At 73.5% G+C, this 17,962-nt stretch carries 13 protein-coding genes and 1 pseudogene; 3 read left to right on the top strand and 11 right to left on the bottom strand.

The features are described 5' to 3' along the window. Nucleotides 1–171: 171 nt before the first annotated feature. Nucleotides 172–975 (top strand): annotated as a pseudogene (locus tag ACZ7EC_RS07965) (peptidoglycan recognition protein family protein); the annotation flags it as partial. Nucleotides 976–1,198: 223 nt separating this feature from the next. Here the strand turns inward: ACZ7EC_RS07965 and ACZ7EC_RS07970 are convergent. From ACZ7EC_RS07970 to ACZ7EC_RS08005, 8 genes are all read right to left on the bottom strand, one after another. Continuing rightward, nucleotides 1,199–1,717 (bottom strand): DUF4240 domain-containing protein, encoded by a 519-nt coding sequence (locus ACZ7EC_RS07970; RefSeq protein WP_471059275.1) that lies wholly within the window; start codon nucleotides 1,715–1,717, stop codon nucleotides 1,199–1,201. Between the two features lie 58 nt (nucleotides 1,718–1,775). Next, entirely contained in the window at nucleotides 1,776–2,753 is a 978-nt protein-coding gene (locus ACZ7EC_RS07975) for a helix-turn-helix transcriptional regulator (protein ID WP_471059277.1), read from the bottom strand. An 80-nt stretch (nucleotides 2,754–2,833) separates the two neighbouring features. Beyond that, on the bottom strand, nucleotides 2,834–5,536 hold the full coding sequence (gene aceE / locus ACZ7EC_RS07980; RefSeq protein ID WP_471059279.1) for a pyruvate dehydrogenase (acetyl-transferring), homodimeric type: 2,703 nt from the start codon (nucleotides 5,534–5,536) through the stop codon (nucleotides 2,834–2,836). Nucleotides 5,537–5,824: 288 nt separating this feature from the next. Beyond that, nucleotides 5,825–6,448, bottom strand: a complete 624-nt coding sequence (locus ACZ7EC_RS07985; RefSeq protein ID WP_471059281.1) for a GntR family transcriptional regulator — start codon at nucleotides 6,446–6,448, stop codon at nucleotides 5,825–5,827. A gap of 193 nt (nucleotides 6,449–6,641) precedes the next feature. Next, on the bottom strand, nucleotides 6,642–8,438 hold the full coding sequence (gene sucB / locus ACZ7EC_RS07990) for a 2-oxoglutarate dehydrogenase, E2 component, dihydrolipoamide succinyltransferase (RefSeq protein ID WP_471059283.1): 1,797 nt from the start codon (nucleotides 8,436–8,438) through the stop codon (nucleotides 6,642–6,644). 60 nt (nucleotides 8,439–8,498) lie between these two features. Further along, complete coding sequence (gene lpdA, locus ACZ7EC_RS07995; RefSeq protein ID WP_471059285.1) at nucleotides 8,499–9,887, bottom strand: dihydrolipoyl dehydrogenase; 1,389 nt, start codon at nucleotides 9,885–9,887, stop codon at nucleotides 8,499–8,501. A 282-nt stretch (nucleotides 9,888–10,169) separates the two neighbouring features. After that, complete coding sequence (locus ACZ7EC_RS08000) at nucleotides 10,170–11,705, bottom strand: leucyl aminopeptidase (protein ID WP_471059287.1); 1,536 nt, start codon at nucleotides 11,703–11,705, stop codon at nucleotides 10,170–10,172. Between the two features lie 267 nt (nucleotides 11,706–11,972). Next, nucleotides 11,973–12,767 (bottom strand): adenosylcobinamide-GDP ribazoletransferase, encoded by a 795-nt coding sequence (locus tag ACZ7EC_RS08005; RefSeq protein ID WP_471059289.1) that lies wholly within the window; start codon nucleotides 12,765–12,767, stop codon nucleotides 11,973–11,975. A gap of 64 nt (nucleotides 12,768–12,831) precedes the next feature. On the opposite strand from ACZ7EC_RS08005, the gene ACZ7EC_RS08010 reads away from it, so the two are divergent. Continuing rightward, entirely contained in the window at nucleotides 12,832–13,599 is a 768-nt protein-coding gene (locus ACZ7EC_RS08010) for a hypothetical protein (RefSeq protein WP_471059291.1), read from the top strand. Here ACZ7EC_RS08010 and ACZ7EC_RS08015 read toward each other — a convergent pair. The 3 genes from ACZ7EC_RS08015 to cobT all read right to left on the bottom strand — a co-directional run bounded on the left by ACZ7EC_RS08015 (nucleotide 13,536) and on the right by cobT (nucleotide 17,284). Then, nucleotides 13,536–14,273: a hypothetical protein gene (locus ACZ7EC_RS08015; protein ID WP_471059293.1), complete on the bottom strand. Its 738-nt coding sequence runs from the start codon at nucleotides 14,271–14,273 to the stop codon at nucleotides 13,536–13,538. The two genes, ACZ7EC_RS08010 and ACZ7EC_RS08015, sit on opposite strands and share 64 nt — an antisense overlap. 24 nt (nucleotides 14,274–14,297) lie before the next feature. Beyond that, a complete protein-coding gene (locus tag ACZ7EC_RS08020) occupies nucleotides 14,298–16,094 on the bottom strand; it encodes a phosphatidylglycerol lysyltransferase domain-containing protein (protein ID WP_471059295.1) in 1,797 nt (598 codons plus the stop codon). Between the two features lie 74 nt (nucleotides 16,095–16,168). Continuing rightward, on the bottom strand, nucleotides 16,169–17,284 hold the full coding sequence (gene cobT / locus ACZ7EC_RS08025; RefSeq protein ID WP_471059297.1) for a nicotinate-nucleotide--dimethylbenzimidazole phosphoribosyltransferase: 1,116 nt from the start codon (nucleotides 17,282–17,284) through the stop codon (nucleotides 16,169–16,171). A 136-nt stretch (nucleotides 17,285–17,420) separates the two neighbouring features. Here cobT and ACZ7EC_RS08030 point away from each other — a divergent pair, with 136 nt between their 5' ends. Then, the gene (locus tag ACZ7EC_RS08030; RefSeq protein ID WP_471059299.1) at nucleotides 17,421–17,945 is read left to right on the top strand and encodes a methyltransferase domain-containing protein; all 525 of its coding nucleotides are present in this window, start codon (nucleotides 17,421–17,423) and stop codon (nucleotides 17,943–17,945) included. The last annotated feature ends 17 nt before the right edge of the window (nucleotides 17,946–17,962 follow it).

Genomic DNA, 17,962 nt, shown 5'->3' on the forward strand with positions numbered 1-17,962 from the left:
GCACACGGGCGGGCCGGGCCCGCTGAAGGGTCACAGGTACATGATCGGGCGCCGACGGCGAACCGGCCACGTGTGCCGCTACCCGCAGAAACGTCCCGGACCGGGACGTTGGTTCCGCCAGGTGGCACAGCGCACATCGCGGGCAGTGGCGGCCGGCTCGACAGTGGGCTCATGTCCGTCGTCCGAAGGGCCAGGAGGATCGTCCCCGGCCCGCTGCTGGTGCTGCTGGGCTCCCTGCCCGGTCTGCTGGCCGTCCTCGCGCTCGCCCTGTACACACGCGGCGCGGAGCGGTCCGCCGTGATCCCGCCCGACCGGCCCGCCGCGCTGGACCTGCGCTCCGCCCTGCCGGGGACCGCGGGCGCCCATCTCGCCGGGCGGCCCCTGATCGTGCCGCGCTCCGCCTGGCTGGACCGCGCCACCGGGCACTCCCAGCCGCCGCCGCGTTACGACGACAGGGTGATCGCCGTCTTCGTGCACCACACCGACTCGCCCAACGGCTACCGGTGCGCGGACACCCCCGAGATCATCCGCCGCCTGTACGCCGGCCAGACCGGCGCCCGGCGGTGGGACGACATCGGCTACAACTTCCTCGTCGACCGCTGCGGCACGATCTACGAGGGCCGCGCGGGCGGTGTCGACCGGGCCGTCACCGGTGCCCACGCGCAGGGCTTCAACCACCGCACCGCCGGGATCGCCGCGATCGGCACCTTCACCGCGGGGGTGCCGGTGCCGCGGGCCATGACCGACGCCATCGCGGCCCTCGCCGCCTGGAAACTGGGCCTGGCCGACATCGATCCGCGCGAGCGGGTACGGCTGGTCTCCAGCAACGGGCACAGCCGCTTCCGCGCGGGCACCACCGTCATGCTGCCCGCCATCGCCGGTCACGACGACGGCTTCATGACCAACTGCCCCGGCGCCGCCCTCACCGCCCGGCTGCCCGAGATCAGGGAGACCGCGGCCCGCCTCCAGGGCCGCGCCCCCCTCCGGCACCGGCCCCTTACGCCGAACCGGCCCCTCACACCCACCCGACCCGCCGCACACCCGCCCGCCACGCCCTCGCCGGGCACGTCCGCGCCCGCCCGACACCAGCCCGGCACGCCCGTCTCGCATCCGCCGAGCACGCCCGTCTCGCATCCGCCGAGCACGCCCGTCTCGCATCCGCCGAGCCGCCCCGCCCCGGCGTCGTCCCGGCCGTCCCTCAGCCCCTGAAGCGTTCCCAGAGTCTCGGGTAGAGGCGGGCGAGCAGCGCGTCGTCCTCCGGGTCGAGCGGCGTGCCCGCCGGTTCCGCGGGTGCCGGCGGAAGGCCGAGGTCGGCCGCCACGGTGCCGGTGAGCTGCTCGTACGCCTCGTCGGCCGCGTATCCCAGCTCCTCGGCGTCGCCGTCGACCTCCTCGTCGAAGTCGCCCAGCAGCCCGGCCAGCGCGTCCGGGTCGTGCAGGGCGCCCTCGAAGACCTCCCGGCCCTGGCCGATCAGCCAGCACCGGAAGAAGTCGAACGCCTCGTCATCGGCACCGTCCAGGAGCACCGCGGCGGCGCCCCACAGGTCCCAGCGGTAGGCGCGGTTGTAGCGGGCCTCGAAATGACGGGCGAAGTCCAGGACCTGCTCCGGGTCCAGTTGGGTGAGCCGGTCCACCAGCAGCTCGGCCTGGTCCTCGGGATCGCCCCCGGCGGCCTCGCGCGTGCTGTCGACCAGCTCCCAGAACTCCGTCTCGTCCATCACCGCTCCAGCATCGGGCCTGCGCCGGTGGGGCGCACGCGGGATGACGACGGCCGTGTCAGCCCGCGCCGTACAGTTCCGCGAGCCGCGCCGCGTCCCGTGCGAACCGCTCCCGCAGGCTCCCCGGCGCCAGCACCTCCACCTCGGGCCCCAGCCCGGTCAGCTGGTCGTACGCCACCTCCTCCGACTCCACCGGCAGTGTCACCGCCACCCATCCCGACCCGTCCGGCTCCCCGGCGCCGGCCAGCCCCTCCCGCGCGGCCGCCGGGCCGACGGCGTCCGGCAGCCGGCGCACCCCCTCGGGGGAGAGCCGTACGACGGCCTCGGCGCGCAGCAGCGAGCGCGCGAACCGCTCGGCCTGGGCGGCCCAGTAACCGGGGAGGTCGAAGTCCTCGTCGCGCTCGAAGCGGAGGTCCGCCGCGGCCACGGAGGCGAACCGGTCGACGCGGTAGGTGCGCAAGGCCCCCGCGTCCGGCACCCGCGCGCACAGGTACCAGGCGCCCGCCTTCAGCACCAGCCCGTACGGCTCCAGCAGCCGCTCCACCTCGCCGTCCCCGCGCCGGTACCGGGCGGTGACGCACCGGTCGTCCCACACCGCCTCGGCGAGCGCGGGCAGCAGCGCGGGCGTCTCGGGCGCGCGGAACCAGCCGGGCGCGTCCAGGTGGAAGCGCTGGGCCGCGGTACGGGGGGCGTCCTGGAGGGAGGGCAGCAGCGCCGCCGCCACCTTCAGCCGGGCCGCCGACGCCGCGTCCGCGAGCCCCATCTCCCGCAGCGCCCCCGGCACCCCGCTGAGGAACAGCGCCTCCGCCTCGCCGCGCGCCAGCCCCGTCAGCCGCGTCCGGTACCCGCCGACCAGCCGGTACCCGCCGGTGCGCCCCCGGTCCGCGTACACCGGCACACCCGCCTCCGACAGCGCCTGCGCGTCCCGCATCACCGTCCGCTCCGACACCTCCAGCTCCCGCGCCAGCTCGCCGGCGGTCATACAGGACCGCGTCTGGAGGAGGAGCACCATCTTGATGAGCCGGGCCGCACGCATGGCCCCATGATGCCGGGAGGCACCGACAGAGAAGGGGTACGGCAGCCTGCCGTACCCCTTTCCCTGATCGCCCGCGGTGCTTACAGGCCGTACTTCTCCCGCGCCTCCTTCACCGCCGTCGCCTTGACCTCGCCGCGCTTGGCGAGCTGGGCGAGGGCGGCGACCACGATGGACTCGGCGTCCACGCCGAAGTGGCGGCGGGCGGCCGGACGGGTGTCCGAGAGACCGAAGCCGTCGGTGCCGAGCGAGGACCAGTCCTGCTCGACCCACTGCGCGATCTGGTCCGGGACCTGGCGCATGTAGTCGGAGACCGCGAGGACCGGGCCCTCGGCGCCCTGGAGCGCCTGGCGGACGAACGGCACGCGCTCCTCGCCGCGCAGCAGGGCCGCGTCGGCCTCCAGCGCGTCGCGGCGCAGCTCGGTCCAGGACGTCGCCGACCAGACGTCGGCCGCGATACCCCACTCCTCGGCCAGCAGGCGCTGCGCGTCGAGCGCCCAGTGGATCGCCGTACCGGAACCCAGCAGCTGGATGCGCGGGGCGTTCGCCGGGACCGTCACGCCCGCGGACTCCGCGGTGTTGAAGCGGTACAGGCCCTTGACGATGCCCTCGTCGACGCCGGGGACACCGGGCTTCGCGGGCTGCGGCAGCGGCTCGTTGTAGACGGTGAGGTAGTAGAAGACGTTCTGGTCCTCGCCCGGCTTGGCCTCGCCGTACATCCGGCGCAGGCCCTCGCGGACGATCACCGCGATCTCGTACGCGAACGCGGGGTCGTACGACAGCGCGGCCGGGTTGGTCGCGGCGATCACCGGCGAGTGGCCGTCGGCGTGCTGGAGGCCCTCGCCCGTCAGCGTCGTGCGGCCGGCCGTCGCGCCGACGAGGAAGCCGCGGCCGAGCTGGTCGCCGAGCTGCCACATCTGGTCGGCGGTGCGCTGCCAGCCGAACATCGAGTAGAAGATGTAGAACGGGATCATCGCCTCGCCGTGCGTCGCGTACGCGGTGGACGCGGCGATGAAGTCCGCCATCGAACCGGCCTCGGTGATCCCCTCGTTGAGGATCTGGCCGTTCTTGGCCTCCTTGTAGTACATCAGCTGGTCGCGGTCGACCGGCTCGTACGTCTGGCCCTTGGGAGAGTAGATCCCGAGTGACGGGAACAGCGACTCCATGCCGAAGGTGCGCGCCTCGTCCGGGACGATCGGCACCCACCGCTTGCCCGTCTCCTTGTCGCGGACCAGGTCCTTGACGAGGCGGACGAAGGCCATCGTGGTCGCCACGTTCTGCGTGCCGGAGCCCTTGTCGAAGGAGGCGAACGCCTTCTCGGCCGGGGCGGGCAGCGGGGCCAGCGGGTGCGTACGACGGGCCGGGGCCGGGCCGCCGAGGGCCGCGCGGCGCTCCTGGAGGTAGCGGACCTCGGGGGAGTCGACGCCGGGGTGGCCGTAAGGCACCACGCCGTCCACGAAGTCGCTGTCCTTGATCGGCAGTTCGAGCAGGTCCCGCATCGTCTTGAACTCGTCCACCGTCAGCTTCTTCATCTGGTGGTTGGCGTTCTTCGACGCGAAGCCGTCGCCCAGGGTGTGGCCCTTGACCGTCTGGGCCAGGATCACGGTCGGCGCGCCCTTGTGCTCGACGGCCGCCTTGTACGCGGCGTACACCTTGCTCGCCTCGTGACCGCCGCGCGAGAGGTGGAAGCACTCCAGGATCTTGTCGTCGCTGAGCAGCTTCGCCATCTCCGCGAGCGCCGGGTCGGCGCCGAAGAAGTCCTGGCGGATGTAGGCGGCGTCGCGGGTCTGGTACGTCTGGACCTGCGCGTCCGGTACCTGGCGCAGCCGGCGGACCAGCGCGCCCGTGGTGTCGAGCGCGAACAGCTCGTCCCAGGCGGTGCCCCACAGCGTCTTGACGACGTTCCAGCCGGCGCCGCGGAACTGGGCCTCCAGCTCCTGCACGATCTTGAAGTTGGCGCGGACCGGGCCGTCCAGGCGCTGGAGGTTGCAGTTGATGACGAAGGTCAGGTTGTCCAGACCCTCGCGGGAGGCGAGCGCGAGGGCCGCCGTGGACTCCGGCTCGTCCATCTCGCCGTCGCCGAGGAACGCCCATACGTGCGAGGCCGAGACGTCCTTGATGCCGCGGTTGGTGAGGTAGCGGTTGAAGCGCGCCTGGTAGATCGCCGACAGCGGGCCGAGGCCCATCGAGACGGTCGGGAACTCCCACAGCCAGGGCAGCCGGCGCGGGTGCGGGTACGACGGCAGGCCGTCGCCGCCCGCCTCCTGGCGGAAGTTGTCCAGCTGCGCCTCGTTCAGGCGGCCGTCCAGGAAGGCGCGGGCGTAGATGCCGGGGGAGGCGTGGCCCTGGATGTACAGCTGGTCGCCGGACCCGTCACCCTCCTTGCCCTTGAAGAAGTGGTTGAAGCCGGTCTCGTACAGCCAGGCCGCGGAGGCGAAGGTGGCGATGTGGCCGCCGACGCCGTGCTTGCTGCCGCGGGTGACCATCGCGGCCGCGTTCCAGCGGTTCCAGGCGGTGATCCGGGCCTCCATCTCCGGGTCGCCGGGCAGGGCCGGCTCCGCGGAGGTGGGGATGGTGTTGACGTAGTCCGTCTCCAGCAGCTTCGGCAGCGCGACGCCGCCCGCCTCGGCGCGCTCCAGCGTGCGCCGCATCAGGTACGCGGCGCGATGCGGGCCTGCCTCCCTGGCCACGGCGTCCAGGGAGGCCTGCCATTCGGCGGTCTCCTCGGGGTCGCGGTCCGGGAGCTGGTCGAGCTCGCTCGGCTGGATGGCGTGGGGGTCGGTCATGTCGCCGCCTTCCTCAGTCGAAGGGGGTTCCCTCATCGGTAAGGGTTCGGGGGTGCCCTTGGTCTTTGGCAGGACAGGGCAGGCGGACCTCGGGTGGAAGTCCGTCGGTGACTGTAACTCCCTGATCGATGATCGATCAAAGGGTTGACCGGCAAAACCTCTCGATTCCAAGAAAGTCGGCACCGGGTGCCTTGGAACCGGGCACCCGGTGCCGACTTTGATCAGAGAAATCGCAGGTGAGCGGGGCTGCGCTCGGGTGCGTCGCGTCAGGCGGGCATCAGCCGGGCGTCAGGCGCGCGGGGCGCAGCCGAGCACGTGCGCCTTCACCAGCTCCGCGATCCGCGGGTCCCGGCGCTTGAACGCCTGCACCAGCTCCTCGTGCTCCTCCGCGTACGACTGCTGCACGGTGCCCAGCCAGCGGATCGACAGGGCGGTGAAGACCTCGATGCCGAGGCCCTCCCAGGTGTGCAGCAGCACCGAGTTGTCGGCGGCGCGCACGAGTTCGCGGTGGAAGCCGACGGTGTGCCGCACCTGTGCGGTGCCGTCGGCGGCCCGGTCGGCCTCGTACAGGGCCAGCACATGGGGTTCCAGGGCCGAGCAGTCGGCGGACAGGCGGTCGGCGGCCAGCTCGGCGGCGATGGCCTCCAGCCCAGCCCGGACGGGGTAGCTCTCCTCCAGGTCGGCCGCGGTGAGGTTGCGGACCCGGACGCCCTTGTTCGGCGCGGACTCGATCAGCCGCAGCGTCTCCAGCTCCCGCAGCGCCTCGCGCACCGGGGTCTGGCTGACCTCCAGTTCGGTGGCGATACGGCGCTCCACGATGCGCTCGCCCGGCTGCCAGCGCCCGCTGACGATCCCCTCCACGATGTGCTCGCGGATCTGTTCGCGCAGCGAGTGGACTACGGGCGCGGTCATGAGGGCTCCTCCCAGGGGGCTGACCTCTAGACAATACGGCGGGTTCGGTCGGCGGGAGCGTGTACGGAGGGCGCTCCCGTACAGGTGAGACGAGGCTTACACGGCAGGCGGGACGACAAACACGAACACCCCGCCCGGAACGTTCCGGACGGGGTGTCGTACCGCTTGATCAGGCCAAAAGCCCCGATCGGGGTCAGAGGCCGAGCTCGACCTCGAACTCGCCCGCCTCCAGGATCGCCTTGACCGCCGTCAGGTAGCGGGCCGCGTCGGCGCCGTCCACCAGGCGGTGGTCGTAGGAGAGGGTCAGGTAGGTCATGTCGCGGACGCCGATGACCGTGCCCTCCTCGGTCTCGATGACGGCCGGACGCTTGACCGTGGCACCGATGCCGAGGATCGCGACCTGGCCCGGCGGCACGATGATCGTGTCGAACAGGGCACCGCGCGAACCGGTGTTGGAGATGGTGAAGGTCGCACCGGACAGCTCGTCCGGGGTGATCTTGTTGGCGCGGACCTTGCCGGCCAGCTCCGCCGTGGCCTTGGCGATGCCCGCGATGTTGAGGTCGCCGGCGTGCTTGATGACCGGGGTCATCAGGCCCTTCTCGGAGTCCACCGCGATACCGACGTTCTCGGTGTCGAAGTAGGTGATCGTGCCCTCGGCCTCGTTGATCTTGGCGTTGATGACCGGGTGGGCCTTCAGCGCCTGCGCGGCGGCCTTGACGAAGAACGGCATCGGGGAGAGCTTGACGCCCTCGCGCGCCGCGAAGGAGTCCTTCGCGGCGGCGCGCAGCCGCATCAGGCGCGTCACGTCGACCTCGACGACCGAGGACAGCTGGGCCTGCTCGTGCAGCGCCTTGACCATGTTGTCGCCGATGACCTTGCGGATGCGGGGCATCTTGACGGTCTGGCCGCGCAGCGGGGAAGCCTCCAGCGCCGGGGCCTTCTTGGCGGCCGGGGCGGGCGCGGCCGCGGCGGCCGGAGCCGGAGCGGCGGCGGGCGCCTTCGCGGCCTCGGCGGCGGCGATGACGTCCTGCTTGCGGATACGGCCGCCGACGCCGGTGCCCTTGACGGTGGCCAGGTCGACGCCGTTCTCGGCGGCGAGCTTGCGCACCAGCGGGGTCACGTACGCGCCCTCGTCCGTCGCCTGGGTGGCGGTCGGGGAGGTCGGCGCGGTGGCCGGGGTGACCGGAGCCGGCGCGGGCGCCGGAGCCGGGGCCGGAGCGGCGGGCTGCGCCGGGGCGGCCTGGGCCGGAGCCGGAGCCGGGGCGGCGGCCGGAGCCGGAGCCGCGGGGGCGGCCGGAGCGGGCGCCGGGGTGGGCTCGGCGGCGGGGGCCGGGGCGGCCGGGGCCGGAGCGGCGGCCGGAGCCGCGCCCGGCGCGCCGATGACGGCGAGCTTGGCGCCGACCTCGGCGGTCTCGTCCTCGCCGACCACGATCTCCAGCAGCACGCCGGAGGCAGGCGCCGGGATCTCGGTGTCGACCTTGTCCGTGGAGACCTCGAGCAGCGGCTCGTCGGCCTCGACGGAGTCGCCGACCGACTTCAGCCAGCGGGTGACGGTGCCCTCGGTGACGGACTCGCCGAGCGCGGGCAGGACCACGTCGGTGCCCTGGGCGCCACCGGCGGGGGCGGCGGCCGGGGCGGGAGCGGCGGGGGCCTCGGCGGCCGGCGCCGGGGCGGCGGGGGCCTCCTCGGCGGCCGGAGCCGGAGCCGGCGCGGGCTCGGCCGCGGGGGCCGGGGCAGCCGCGGGGGCGCCGCTGCCGTCGTCGATCAGGGCCAGCTCGGCACCGACCTCGACGGTCTCGTCCTCGGCGACCTTGATGGACGCCAGCACGCCGGAGACGGGCGAGGGGATCTCGGTGTCGACCTTGTCGGTCGAGACCTCGAGCAGCGGCTCGTCGGCCTCGACGCGCTCACCCTCGGCCTTCAGCCAACGGGTGACGGTGCCCTCGGTGACGCTCTCACCGAGCGCCGGAAGGGTTACGGAAACCGCCATGGTTTCGGTTGCTCCTTACGAATTGCGGAAGTCTGTGTCGTCGCGCCCGTGACCGAGGGCTCAGTCGTGGGAGTGCAGCGGCTTGCCGGCCAGGGCCAGGTGGGCCTCGCCCATCGCCTCGTTCTGCGTCGGGTGGGCGTGGATGAGCTGGGCCACCTCGGCCGGCAGCGCCTCCCAGTTGTAGATCAGCTGGGCCTCGCCGACCTGCTCGCCCATGCGGTCGCCGACCATGTGGACGCCGACCACGGCACCGTCCTTCACCTGGACGAGCTTGATCTCGCCCGCGGTGTTCAGGATCTTGCTCTTGCCGTTGCCCGCCAGGTTGTACTTCAGAGCGACGACCTTGTCCGCGCCGTAGATCTCCTTGGCCTTGGCCTCGGTGATGCCGACGGAGGCGACCTCGGGGTGGCAGTACGTCACCCGCGGGACACCGTCGTAGTCGATCGGGACGACCTTCAGACCGGCCAGACGCTCCGCCACCAGGATGCCCTCGGCGAAGCCGACGTGCGCGAGCTGGAGGGTCGGGACCAGGTCGCCGACGGCGGAGATGGTCGGGACGTTGGTCCGCATGTACTCGTCGACCAGGACGTAGCCACGGTCCATGGCGACACCCTGCTCCTCGTAGCCGAGGCCCTGGGAGACCGGACCGCGGCCGACGGCGACGAGGAGGACCTCGGCCTCGAACTCCTTGCCGTCGGCGAGGGTGACCTTGACGCCGTCCTGGGTGTACTCGGCCTTCTGGAAGAAGGTGCCGAGGTTGAACTTGATCCCGCGCTTGCGGAACGCGCGCTCCAGCAGCTTCGAGGAGTTCTCGTCCTCGACCGGCACGAGGTGCTTGAGGCCCTCGATCACGGTCACGTCGGAGCCGAAGGACTTCCACGCGGAGGCGAACTCGACGCCGATGACACCGCCGCCGAGGATGATCGCGGACTTGGGCACGCGGTCCAGGACGAGGGCGTGGTCGGAGGAGATGATCCGGTTGCCGTCGATCTCCAGGCCCGGCAGCGACTTCGGCACGGAGCCGGTCGCCAGCAGGACGTGGCGGCCCTGGATGCGCTGACCGTTCACATCGACGGAGGTGGGGGAGGACAGCCGGCCCTCGCCCTCGATGTACGTCACCTTGCGGGACGCGATCAGACCCTGGAGGCCCTTGTACAGGCCGGCGATCACGCCGTCCTTGTACTTGTGCACGGCCGGTACGTCGATGCCCTCGAAGGTGGCCTTGACGCCGAACTGCTCGCTCTCGCGGGCCTGGTCGGCGATCTCGCCCGCGTGCAGCAGGGCCTTGGTGGGGATGCAGCCCCGGTGCAGGCAGGTGCCGCCGACCTTGTCCTTCTCGATCAGGGCGACGTCCAGGCCCAGCTGCGCCCCGCGCAGGGCCGCGGCGTAACCACCGCTACCACCGCCGAGGATCACTAGGTCGAAAACGGTGCTGGCGTCGTTCGCCACGTCACGTCCTCCATGCATGTGCGCCTTGCGCCGATCTCCGATGACCGGCGGGCGGCTGGTGTCCGGCCGCTTGATGCTTCGGCCCTTCGGTGGGGGCCCTGTCCTGCCGGGCTCCATCTTTGCACTTGTTGGAGGCGGACGAGACGCCGGGCTGGTGTGTGAGACGTCCCACTACGGGCGCCCCGAGCGCCCCGAAGGGGCGCGGGGAACTGCGCGAGCAGCCCCCGCGCCCCCGAGGATGCGCCACGGACCGTGCGGTCCCGGCCGGCGGGCGGGCGAGCGTCAGCCCAGCTCACCCTCGGCCGTCAGCTCCACGAGGCGGACCAGCGTCCGCACCGCCGTGCCGGTGCCGCCCTTCGGCGTGTACCCGAAGGGGCCGCCCTCGTTGAAGGCCGGTCCCGCGATGTCGAGGTGCGCCCAGGGGATGCCCTCGCCCACGAACTCGCGCAGGAAGAGGCCGGCCAGCAGGCCGCCGCCCCACCGCTCGCCGACGTTGGTCATGTCGGCGACCTGGGACTCCAGGCCCTTGGCCAGGTGCTCCGGCATCGGCATCGGCCACGCCGGCTCGCCGGTCTCCTCCGCGGCCTCGTACACCGTGGTGCGGAACGCGTCGTCGTTGGCGATGACGCCCAGCGTCCGGCTGCCCAGCGCCACCATCATCGCGCCGGTCAGCGTCGCGACGTCCACGATCGCGTCCGGCTCCTCCTGCGACGCCGCCCACAGCGCGTCGGCCAGCACCAGCCGGCCCTCCGCGTCGGTGTTGAGCACCTCCACCGTCTTGCCGCTGTACATGCGCAGCACGTCACCCGGACGCACCGCCGAGCCGGACGGCATGTTCTCGGCCAGCGCCAGCCAGCCGGTGACGTTCGCCTCCAGACCGAGCCGGGCCGCGGCGACGACGGCCGCGAACACGGCGGCGGCGCCGGCCATGTCGCACTTCATCGTCTCGTTGTGACCGGCCGGCTTCAGCGAGATGCCGCCCGAGTCGTAGGTGATGCCCTTGCCGACGAAGGCGAGGCTCCGCTCGGCCTTGGGGTGCGTGTACGCGATCTTGACCAGGCGGGGGGCCGCGGCCGAGCCGCCGCCGACGCCCAGGATGCCGCCGTAGCCGCCCTTGACCAGCGCCTTCTCGTCGAGCACCTGCACCTTGAGGCCGTGCTCCTTGGCCGCGGCCTGCACGATGCCCGCGAAACCCTCGGGGGTGAGGTCGTTCGGCGGGGTGTTGACCAGGTCGCGGGCGCGGTTCAGCTCCTCGCCGACCGCGACGGCGCGGGCGAGGGCGCCCTTGTGGGCGGCGTCCCGCGGCTTGCCGCCGAGCAGCACGGCCTCGCCCAGCGGGGCCTTGCCGTTCTTCGCGCGGGCGCCCTTGGCCTTGGCGTTGTTCTCCTTGTAGACGTCGAAGGAGTACGCGCCGAGGAGCGCGCCCTCGCCGATCGCCTCCAGCGCGCCGGGGCCGTCCACGGGCAGCGCGAACGCGGCCTTCCTGGCGCCGGCGAGCGTCCGCGCCGCCGTACCCGCGGCCTTGCGCAGCGCCTCGGCGTCGAAGCCGTCCTCGGTGCCGGGCTCCGCGCCCAGGCCCACCGCCACCACGAGCGGGGCCTTGAAGCCCGCGGGGGCGGGCAGCTTCGTCAGCTCGCCCTCGGCACCCGAGGCGCCGAGGGTCTCCAGGACGCCGGCCAGCCTGCCGTCGTACGCCTTGTCCACGGCCTCGGCGCCCGGCGCGACGACGGGGCCCTTGGCGCCCTTGGCGACACCGATCACGATCGCGTCGGCCCGCAGGCCGGGCGCCGCGGCGGTGCTGAGAGTCAGAGCAGTCACGGTGGTGAATTCTCGCTTCCGGTGTGAAGTTGCGGTGGGGTGGGTCGACCGGGCCCGACAGCCGACCCTGGGTCCAGGTCCGGGGCAGGTGGCAACCGGGGTCCCCGCCTGGTGGGCGAACACCCAGGGGACGAGGGTACGCTCGCGCCCGCCCGCGCTCATGCCCGCGGTCTTCACCCGTACGCGGCGCGGCGGCCGCCGCCCCCCGCCGGACGCCCCATTCGCGGTCAAGCACCCCCTCGCGCACCGGAGTTGGCTCCCGGTTCGTCAGCGGCCGAAGGCCAGCACCACCAGGGACGCCGTCGCGGCCGTCTCCGCGAGCGCGCCGAACACGTCCCCGGTCACCCCGCCGAAGCGGCGCAGGCAGCGGCGCAGCAGGAGTTCGGCGGCGGCGAGCGCGAACAGCACGGCGACCGCGGCGCGCAGCGCGCCGTACGGGCCCCACTCAGCGCCCCACAAGGCCGCGCCCGCCGCGCACAGCACGGTGACGGCGAGCGCGCCCGGCACCGGCACCACCCCCGCGACGGCCGCGCCGAGCCCCTCGGGCCGCGCGGCCGGCACCCCGGTGCGGGCGGCCAGGGTGAGCGCGAGCCGGGCGGTCACCGCGGAGATCACCGCCGCCGCGGCCCCGCGCGCCCATCCGTCGCCGTACGACTGCGCCAGCACGGCCACCTGGGCCAGCAGCGCGAAAACCAGGGTGAGCACCCCGAACGGACCGATGTCCGAGCGCTTCATGACGCGCAGCGCCTCCTCGGCCGGCTTGCCGCTGCCCAGCCCGTCGGCGGTGTCGGCGAGCCCGTCCAGGTGCAGGCCGCGGGTGAGGACGGCGGGTACGGCGACCGAGCCGACGGCGGCGAGCAGCGGGCCCGCGCCCAGCAGGAGCAGGAGCAGCCCGAGGGCGGCCGCGAGGACGCCGGCGACCAGGCCCACGAGGGCGGCGGCGAGCATGCCCCCGCGCGCGGCCCCCCGGTCCCAGCGGCGCACCCGTACGGGCAGCACCGTGAGCGTGCCGAAGGCGAACCGGAGGCCGTCGAGGGCGGTGGGCGGCGAGGACGTGCGCATCGGCGCAGGCTACCCGGCGACCGGGGGACCGCCGCGGGCCGGGCACCGGGGATAAAGTGCGCACATGGGGCACTGGTGGATGCGGAACATCGTCGAACCGGGCAAGCTTCCGCTGCTGCTCGCCCTCGCCGCCTTCCTGCTGACGTTCGTCGTCACACGGGTGATCACCCGTCTGATCCGGGCGGGCAAGGGCCCGTTCCGCAATGTCAGCGCTGGCGGGCTGCACATCCACCACGTGGTCCCCGGCGTGGTGCTCACCGTCGTCGGCGGCTTCGGCGCGGTCGCCAGCGACCGGCACGGCACCGGCGGAGCGCTCGCCGCCGTGGTGTTCGGGATCGGCGCGGGCCTGGTCCTGGACGAGTTCGCGCTGATCCTGCACCTGAACGACGTCTACTGGACCGAGGAGGGCCGCAAGAGCGTCGAGGCCGTCGTGCTCACCGCCGCCCTGGTGGGACTGCTGCTCTCCGGATTCGCGCCGTTCGGCGTCAACGACCTGAGCCGGGAGGAACTCGCCGACCGCGGCACGGCCGTCGCCAACATCGCCGCCAACTTCCTGCTCTCCCTGGTCGCGCTGAGCAAGGGCAAGACCCGCACCGCGGTGTTCGGCGCGGTCGTGCCGCTGGTCGCCCTGGTCGGCGCGCTCCGGCTGGCCCGCCCCGACTCCTTCTGGGCCCGCCGCTTCTACGGCCGCCGCCCCCGCGCCCGCGCGCGGGCCACCCTGCGCGCCTACCGCCACGACCGCCGCTGGACCCCCCGCAGCCGCGCCCTTCAGGACTGGATCGGCGGCAGGCCCGACCCCGCCCCGGCCCGGTTGCCCGACAGTCGTCCCTGAAGCAGCCGGCAGGGGCGGTGCCGTACCGCCACCGCCAGGCACAGCGAGCCCACCGCCATCAGCGCGGCCAGATGCTCCTTGCCCGCCAGGTTCTCCTTCATCAGCACCTCCGCGACCATCGCCACGGTCACCGCGCCCGCCGTGGCGTACGCCCCGTGCCGCCAGGCCACGAACACCGCGAGGCCCACCACGGCGGCGGACGGGCCGGTGTCCACCACCTGCGCGTCCGTCCAGGGCAGCCCGAAGGGGGCGTGCGCGCCGAGGGTGATGCCCAGGCGCGCGTACAGCGTCCCGGCGAGCGTGGCGAGATACGCGATGCCGAGCGTGCGCCGCCAGCCCAGGCACAGCTCGGCGATCCCGAACACCAGCAGGATCTGCGCCAGCGCCCCCCACACCGGCAGGTCGAGGGCGGGCACGAACAGCGACAGGGGAGTGCGCAGCAGGCTCAGCCACAACGGGTCCTCGGCCCGGACCGCGCCGAGGCCCTGCACCAGCCGGAAACCCCACGGCCGGTTCTGCGCGAACTGGAGGAGCGCGGTCAGGAGCACCGCCAGCGCGGTCATCGGCAGCGCGGTCACCGGCGTCGCCCACGGGCGCGGTCCGCGCAGGGGTCCGCGCACGGTGCCGTACAGCGGCCCCCACTCGGCGCGGGCCCAGCGGGCGAGCGATCCCATACGACATTCCCTACCTCGGTACGGTCAGCGGCGCGCGCCGAGCCGTCCTCGGTGCAGCCAGCCGGGCAGTCCCGGCGCTTCCAGGAAGCCCTCCGCGCGGGCCGAGGCGAGGCCGATGCGCGGCAGGTCCGCGCTTTTCTCGAAGCACAGGAACCGCGGCTCCCAGATGGGCCGGTACTTGGCGTTGGCGCGGTACAGCGACTCGATCTGCCACCAGCGGGAGAAGAAGCTGAGCAGCGAGCGCCACAGCCGCAGCACCGGTCCGGCGCCGAGCCGCGCCCCGCGTTCGAAGACCGAGCGGAACATCGCGAAGTTCAGCGACACCTGTGTGATCCCGATCTCCCCGGCGCGCCGCAGCAGTTCGATGACCATGAACTCCATCAGCCCGTTCTCGGCGTCGCGGTCGCGCCGCATCAGGTCCAGCGAGAGGCCGCCGGGACCCCACGGCACGAAGGACAGCAGCGCGCGCGGCCGGCCCTCGGCGTCCGTGCACTCCAGCATCACGCACCGGCCGTCCTCCGGGTCCCCGAGCCGCCCCAGCGCCATGCTGAACCCTCGCTCGGTGGCCCCGTCCCGCCAGGCGTCCGCGCGCTCCACCAGCAGCGCCATCTCGGCCGCCGGGATGTCCTCGTGGCGCCGCACGCGCACCTGGTACCCGGCCCGCCGCACCCGGTTGTACGCCTGCCGTACGGTGCGCATCGCCCGCCCGTCGAGGGTGAAGTCGGCGACCTCCACGATCGCCTCGTCCCCGAGTTCCAGCGCGTCCAGGCCGTGCCGGTGGTAGACGGTGCCCGCCTCCTCGCTCGCCCCCATCACCGCCGGGATCCAGCCGTGCGCCCGCGCCTCCTCCAGCCACGGCACGATCGCGCCCGGCCAGGCCTCCGGGTCGCCGAGCGGGTCCCCGGAGGCGAGGCTCACCCCGCCGATCACGCGGTAGGCGACGGCCGCCTTGCCGGTCGGCGACCAGATGACGCTCTTTTCCCGGCGCAGCGCGAAGTAGCCGAGCGAGTCCCGCTCGCCGTGCCGGTCCAGCAGCTCCCGCAGCCGCTTCTCGTCGTCCGCGGTGAGCGGGTCGACGGCGCGCCGGGAGCGGAAGGCGGCGTAGAACACGGCGAGGACCAGGGCCGTACTGAGCACGTTGACGGCGACGTCGGCCCAGGTGGGCGGGGCGATGCCGGGGAAGTGGCGCTCGTCGGCGGAGACCGAGATCAGGCGCAGGGTGCCGTAGTGCCAGCGCTCCCGGAACGTCGAACGGGCCGCGTCCGGCGCCTGGTTGGTGACCGTCACCAGCAGCCCGGCCAGCAGGCTGGCGGCCAGCCCGCCGCCGACGGCGACGGTGGCCGCGAGCCGGGGGTTGGCGCGGTCGCCCTTCGCGTAGAACTCCCGCCGCCCCACCAGCAGCGCCGCGACGAACGCGGCGGTCAGCACCAGGGACACCCAGTTCTGCGCGTACCGGTGGATCTCCGGGAACGCCATGGCGAACGCGAACAGCGCGAGGAAGACACCGCTGAGCACGAGGTTGAGGATCCAGGCCGCGCGCTTGCGGCGCCGCATCGTGATCGCCAGGAACGCGGTGAACACACCGGAGGCGAAGCCGGCGGTCAGCAGGTACGGGGTGAAGAAGTCGTCCTGGTTGTGCCGGCGCACGTCCTGGTACAGCGAGACCCACACCGCGGTGAGGAAGTTGACGAACGCGATGACCCGCAGATACCAGACGGCGAAGGCGGCGGCCCTGGAGGACAGCCCACCCGGCCGCCGCCCGACCTCACTTCCCCGCCCCGCCTCGACCCGCGGCGGAACGGCAATCCGGGTATCTCCCATGGAGACGGATCATATGGGGGTTGCCCGAACGAAGGGGTGCCAATCGGCCCTTTGGGCCGGCTGTTTCCCGTCGGCTACCCCTCCCCGGCCTCCGATTCCTCCCCGGCCTCCGATTCCTTCCCGCTCTCCGCTTCCTTCTCGGTCTCCGGGCGTTCCGGCATCTCCGCGGCCAGTGCCGCCGCGGCCTGGACCAGGGGGAGGGCCAGCAGCCCGCCCAGGCCCTCGCCGGCCTTGACGCCCTGCTGGAGCAGCGGCTCCAGGGCCATCCGGTCCAGCGCCTTCCGCTGCCCCGGCTCCCCGCTGTCGTGCGCCGCCAGCCACCAGTCCGGCGCCCGGAACGCGACCCGCTGCGCCACCAGCGCGCACGCCGCGCCCACCACGCCGTCCAGGATCACCGGCAGCTTGCGCACCGCGCACTGGAGCAGGAACCCGGTCATCGCCGCGAGGTCCGCCCCGCCGACCGTCGCCAGCAGCTCCACCTGGTCGCCGAGGACCGGCCGCGCCCGCCGCAGCGCGTCCCGGATCGCCGCGCACTTGCGCATCCAGGCGAGGTCGTCGATCGGCACGCCGCCCCGCCCGGTCACCACCGACGCGTCGGTCCCGCACAGTGCCGCGATCAGCACCGCGGCCACGGTGGTGCCGCCCACGCTGAGGTCGCCGAGCACCACCAGGTCCGTACCGGAGTCGGCCTCCTCGTCGGCCACCGCGATACCGGCCCGCAGCGCGGCGTCCGCCTCCTCCTCGGTGAGCGCGTCCTCGATGTCGATACGGCCGCTGCCGCGCCGCACCCGGTACCGCCCGACCTCCTCGGGGAAGTCGGCCGGGTCGCAGTCCACGGCCATGTCCACGACCCGGACCGGCACCCGGAGCCGGCGCGCCAGCACCGCGGCGGGGCTCACGCCCTCCAGCACATCGCGCACCAGTTCCCGCGTGCCGCCCGCGGGCCGCGCGGAGACGTCCCGTCCGGCGATGCCGTGGTCGCCGGCGAAGAGGATCAGCCGCGGCCGTTCGACGGTCCGCACCGGTACGGCGCCCTGGGCGGCGGCCAGCCACTCGCCCAGCTCGTCGAGCCGCCCCAGCGCTCCGGGCGGCACGATCTGGCGCTCCCGCCGGGCCTCGGCGTCACGGCGCACGCCCCCGTCCGGGCGCTCGATCAGATCGGTGAAGTCGTCCAGATCAATCCTGCTCATTCGCCGAACAGTACCGCCAGCGGGCGAACGCTTCCGCGCCACATCGCCCTCACGACCCGGCGATGTCGTTGCGTCCAAGATCGGCATCCCATACGTTCCGTTTTGCAGCGAAATGTCGCACAGGGAGCCGCCGTCCATGCCGCCCTCGCCCCGCACACTGGAGCCTGCCGACCAACCAGGTTTCTGCGAAAACCAGTTGGCCCGGATCCGGCACCACCTCACCGCCCGCGCGCTCTCAAGGCTCCCCGAACCGGAGAGCTGGCTGGACGTCGGCACGGGGGAGGGCCGCTTCCCCGAGGCGGCGAAGCGGTTCTTCCCCTACACGAGCTTCGACGGCGTCGACCCCACGGACCGGGTGGAGCGGGCGCTCGCGGAGGGCCGGGTGGAGGAGGCGTACCGGGGCGGTCTGCCGGACGTGGCGGCCCGCCTGCACTCCCGCTACGACGTGGTGAGCCTCCTCACCCCGCCGACCGACCCGGCCGATCTCCGCTGCGCGTACCTGGTCCTGCGGCCCGGCGGTCACATCGTCCTGGGCGCGGGCTGGGCACCGACCGCCGCGGAGATCCCGCCCGGCACGCTCCTGACCGGCATCCACCGGATCCCCTGGCTGTCCCACCACAGAATCGTGGCCCGCAAACCCGCCGCGGCGGAGGTGCCGTAGCGCCGGCAGCCGCGCCC

The organism is Streptomyces sp. NPDC037203, from assembly GCF_055605065.1.

Coding starts and splice junctions, on each gene's coding strand:
- aceE (WP_471059279.1), bottom strand. CDS start 5,536: ATGACCGACCCCCACGCCATCCAGCCGAGCGAGCTCGACCAGCTCCCG.
- ACZ7EC_RS07975 (WP_471059277.1), bottom strand. CDS start 2,753: ATGCGTGCGGCCCGGCTCATCAAGATGGTGCTCCTCCTCCAGACGCGG.
- ACZ7EC_RS07985 (WP_471059281.1), bottom strand. CDS start 6,448: ATGACCGCGCCCGTAGTCCACTCGCTGCGCGAACAGATCCGCGAGCAC.
- sucB (WP_471059283.1), bottom strand. CDS start 8,438: ATGGCGGTTTCCGTAACCCTTCCGGCGCTCGGTGAGAGCGTCACCGAG.
- ACZ7EC_RS08015 (WP_471059293.1), bottom strand. CDS start 14,273: ATGGGATCGCTCGCCCGCTGGGCCCGCGCCGAGTGGGGGCCGCTGTAC.
- ACZ7EC_RS07970 (WP_471059275.1), bottom strand. CDS start 1,717: ATGGACGAGACGGAGTTCTGGGAGCTGGTCGACAGCACGCGCGAGGCC.
- ACZ7EC_RS08010 (WP_471059291.1), top strand. CDS start 12,832: ATGGGGCACTGGTGGATGCGGAACATCGTCGAACCGGGCAAGCTTCCG.
- ACZ7EC_RS08030 (WP_471059299.1), top strand. CDS start 17,421: ATGCCGCCCTCGCCCCGCACACTGGAGCCTGCCGACCAACCAGGTTTC.
- ACZ7EC_RS08005 (WP_471059289.1), bottom strand. CDS start 12,767: ATGCGCACGTCCTCGCCGCCCACCGCCCTCGACGGCCTCCGGTTCGCC.
- ACZ7EC_RS08020 (WP_471059295.1), bottom strand. CDS start 16,094: ATGGGAGATACCCGGATTGCCGTTCCGCCGCGGGTCGAGGCGGGGCGG.
- cobT (WP_471059297.1), bottom strand. CDS start 17,284: ATGAGCAGGATTGATCTGGACGACTTCACCGATCTGATCGAGCGCCCG.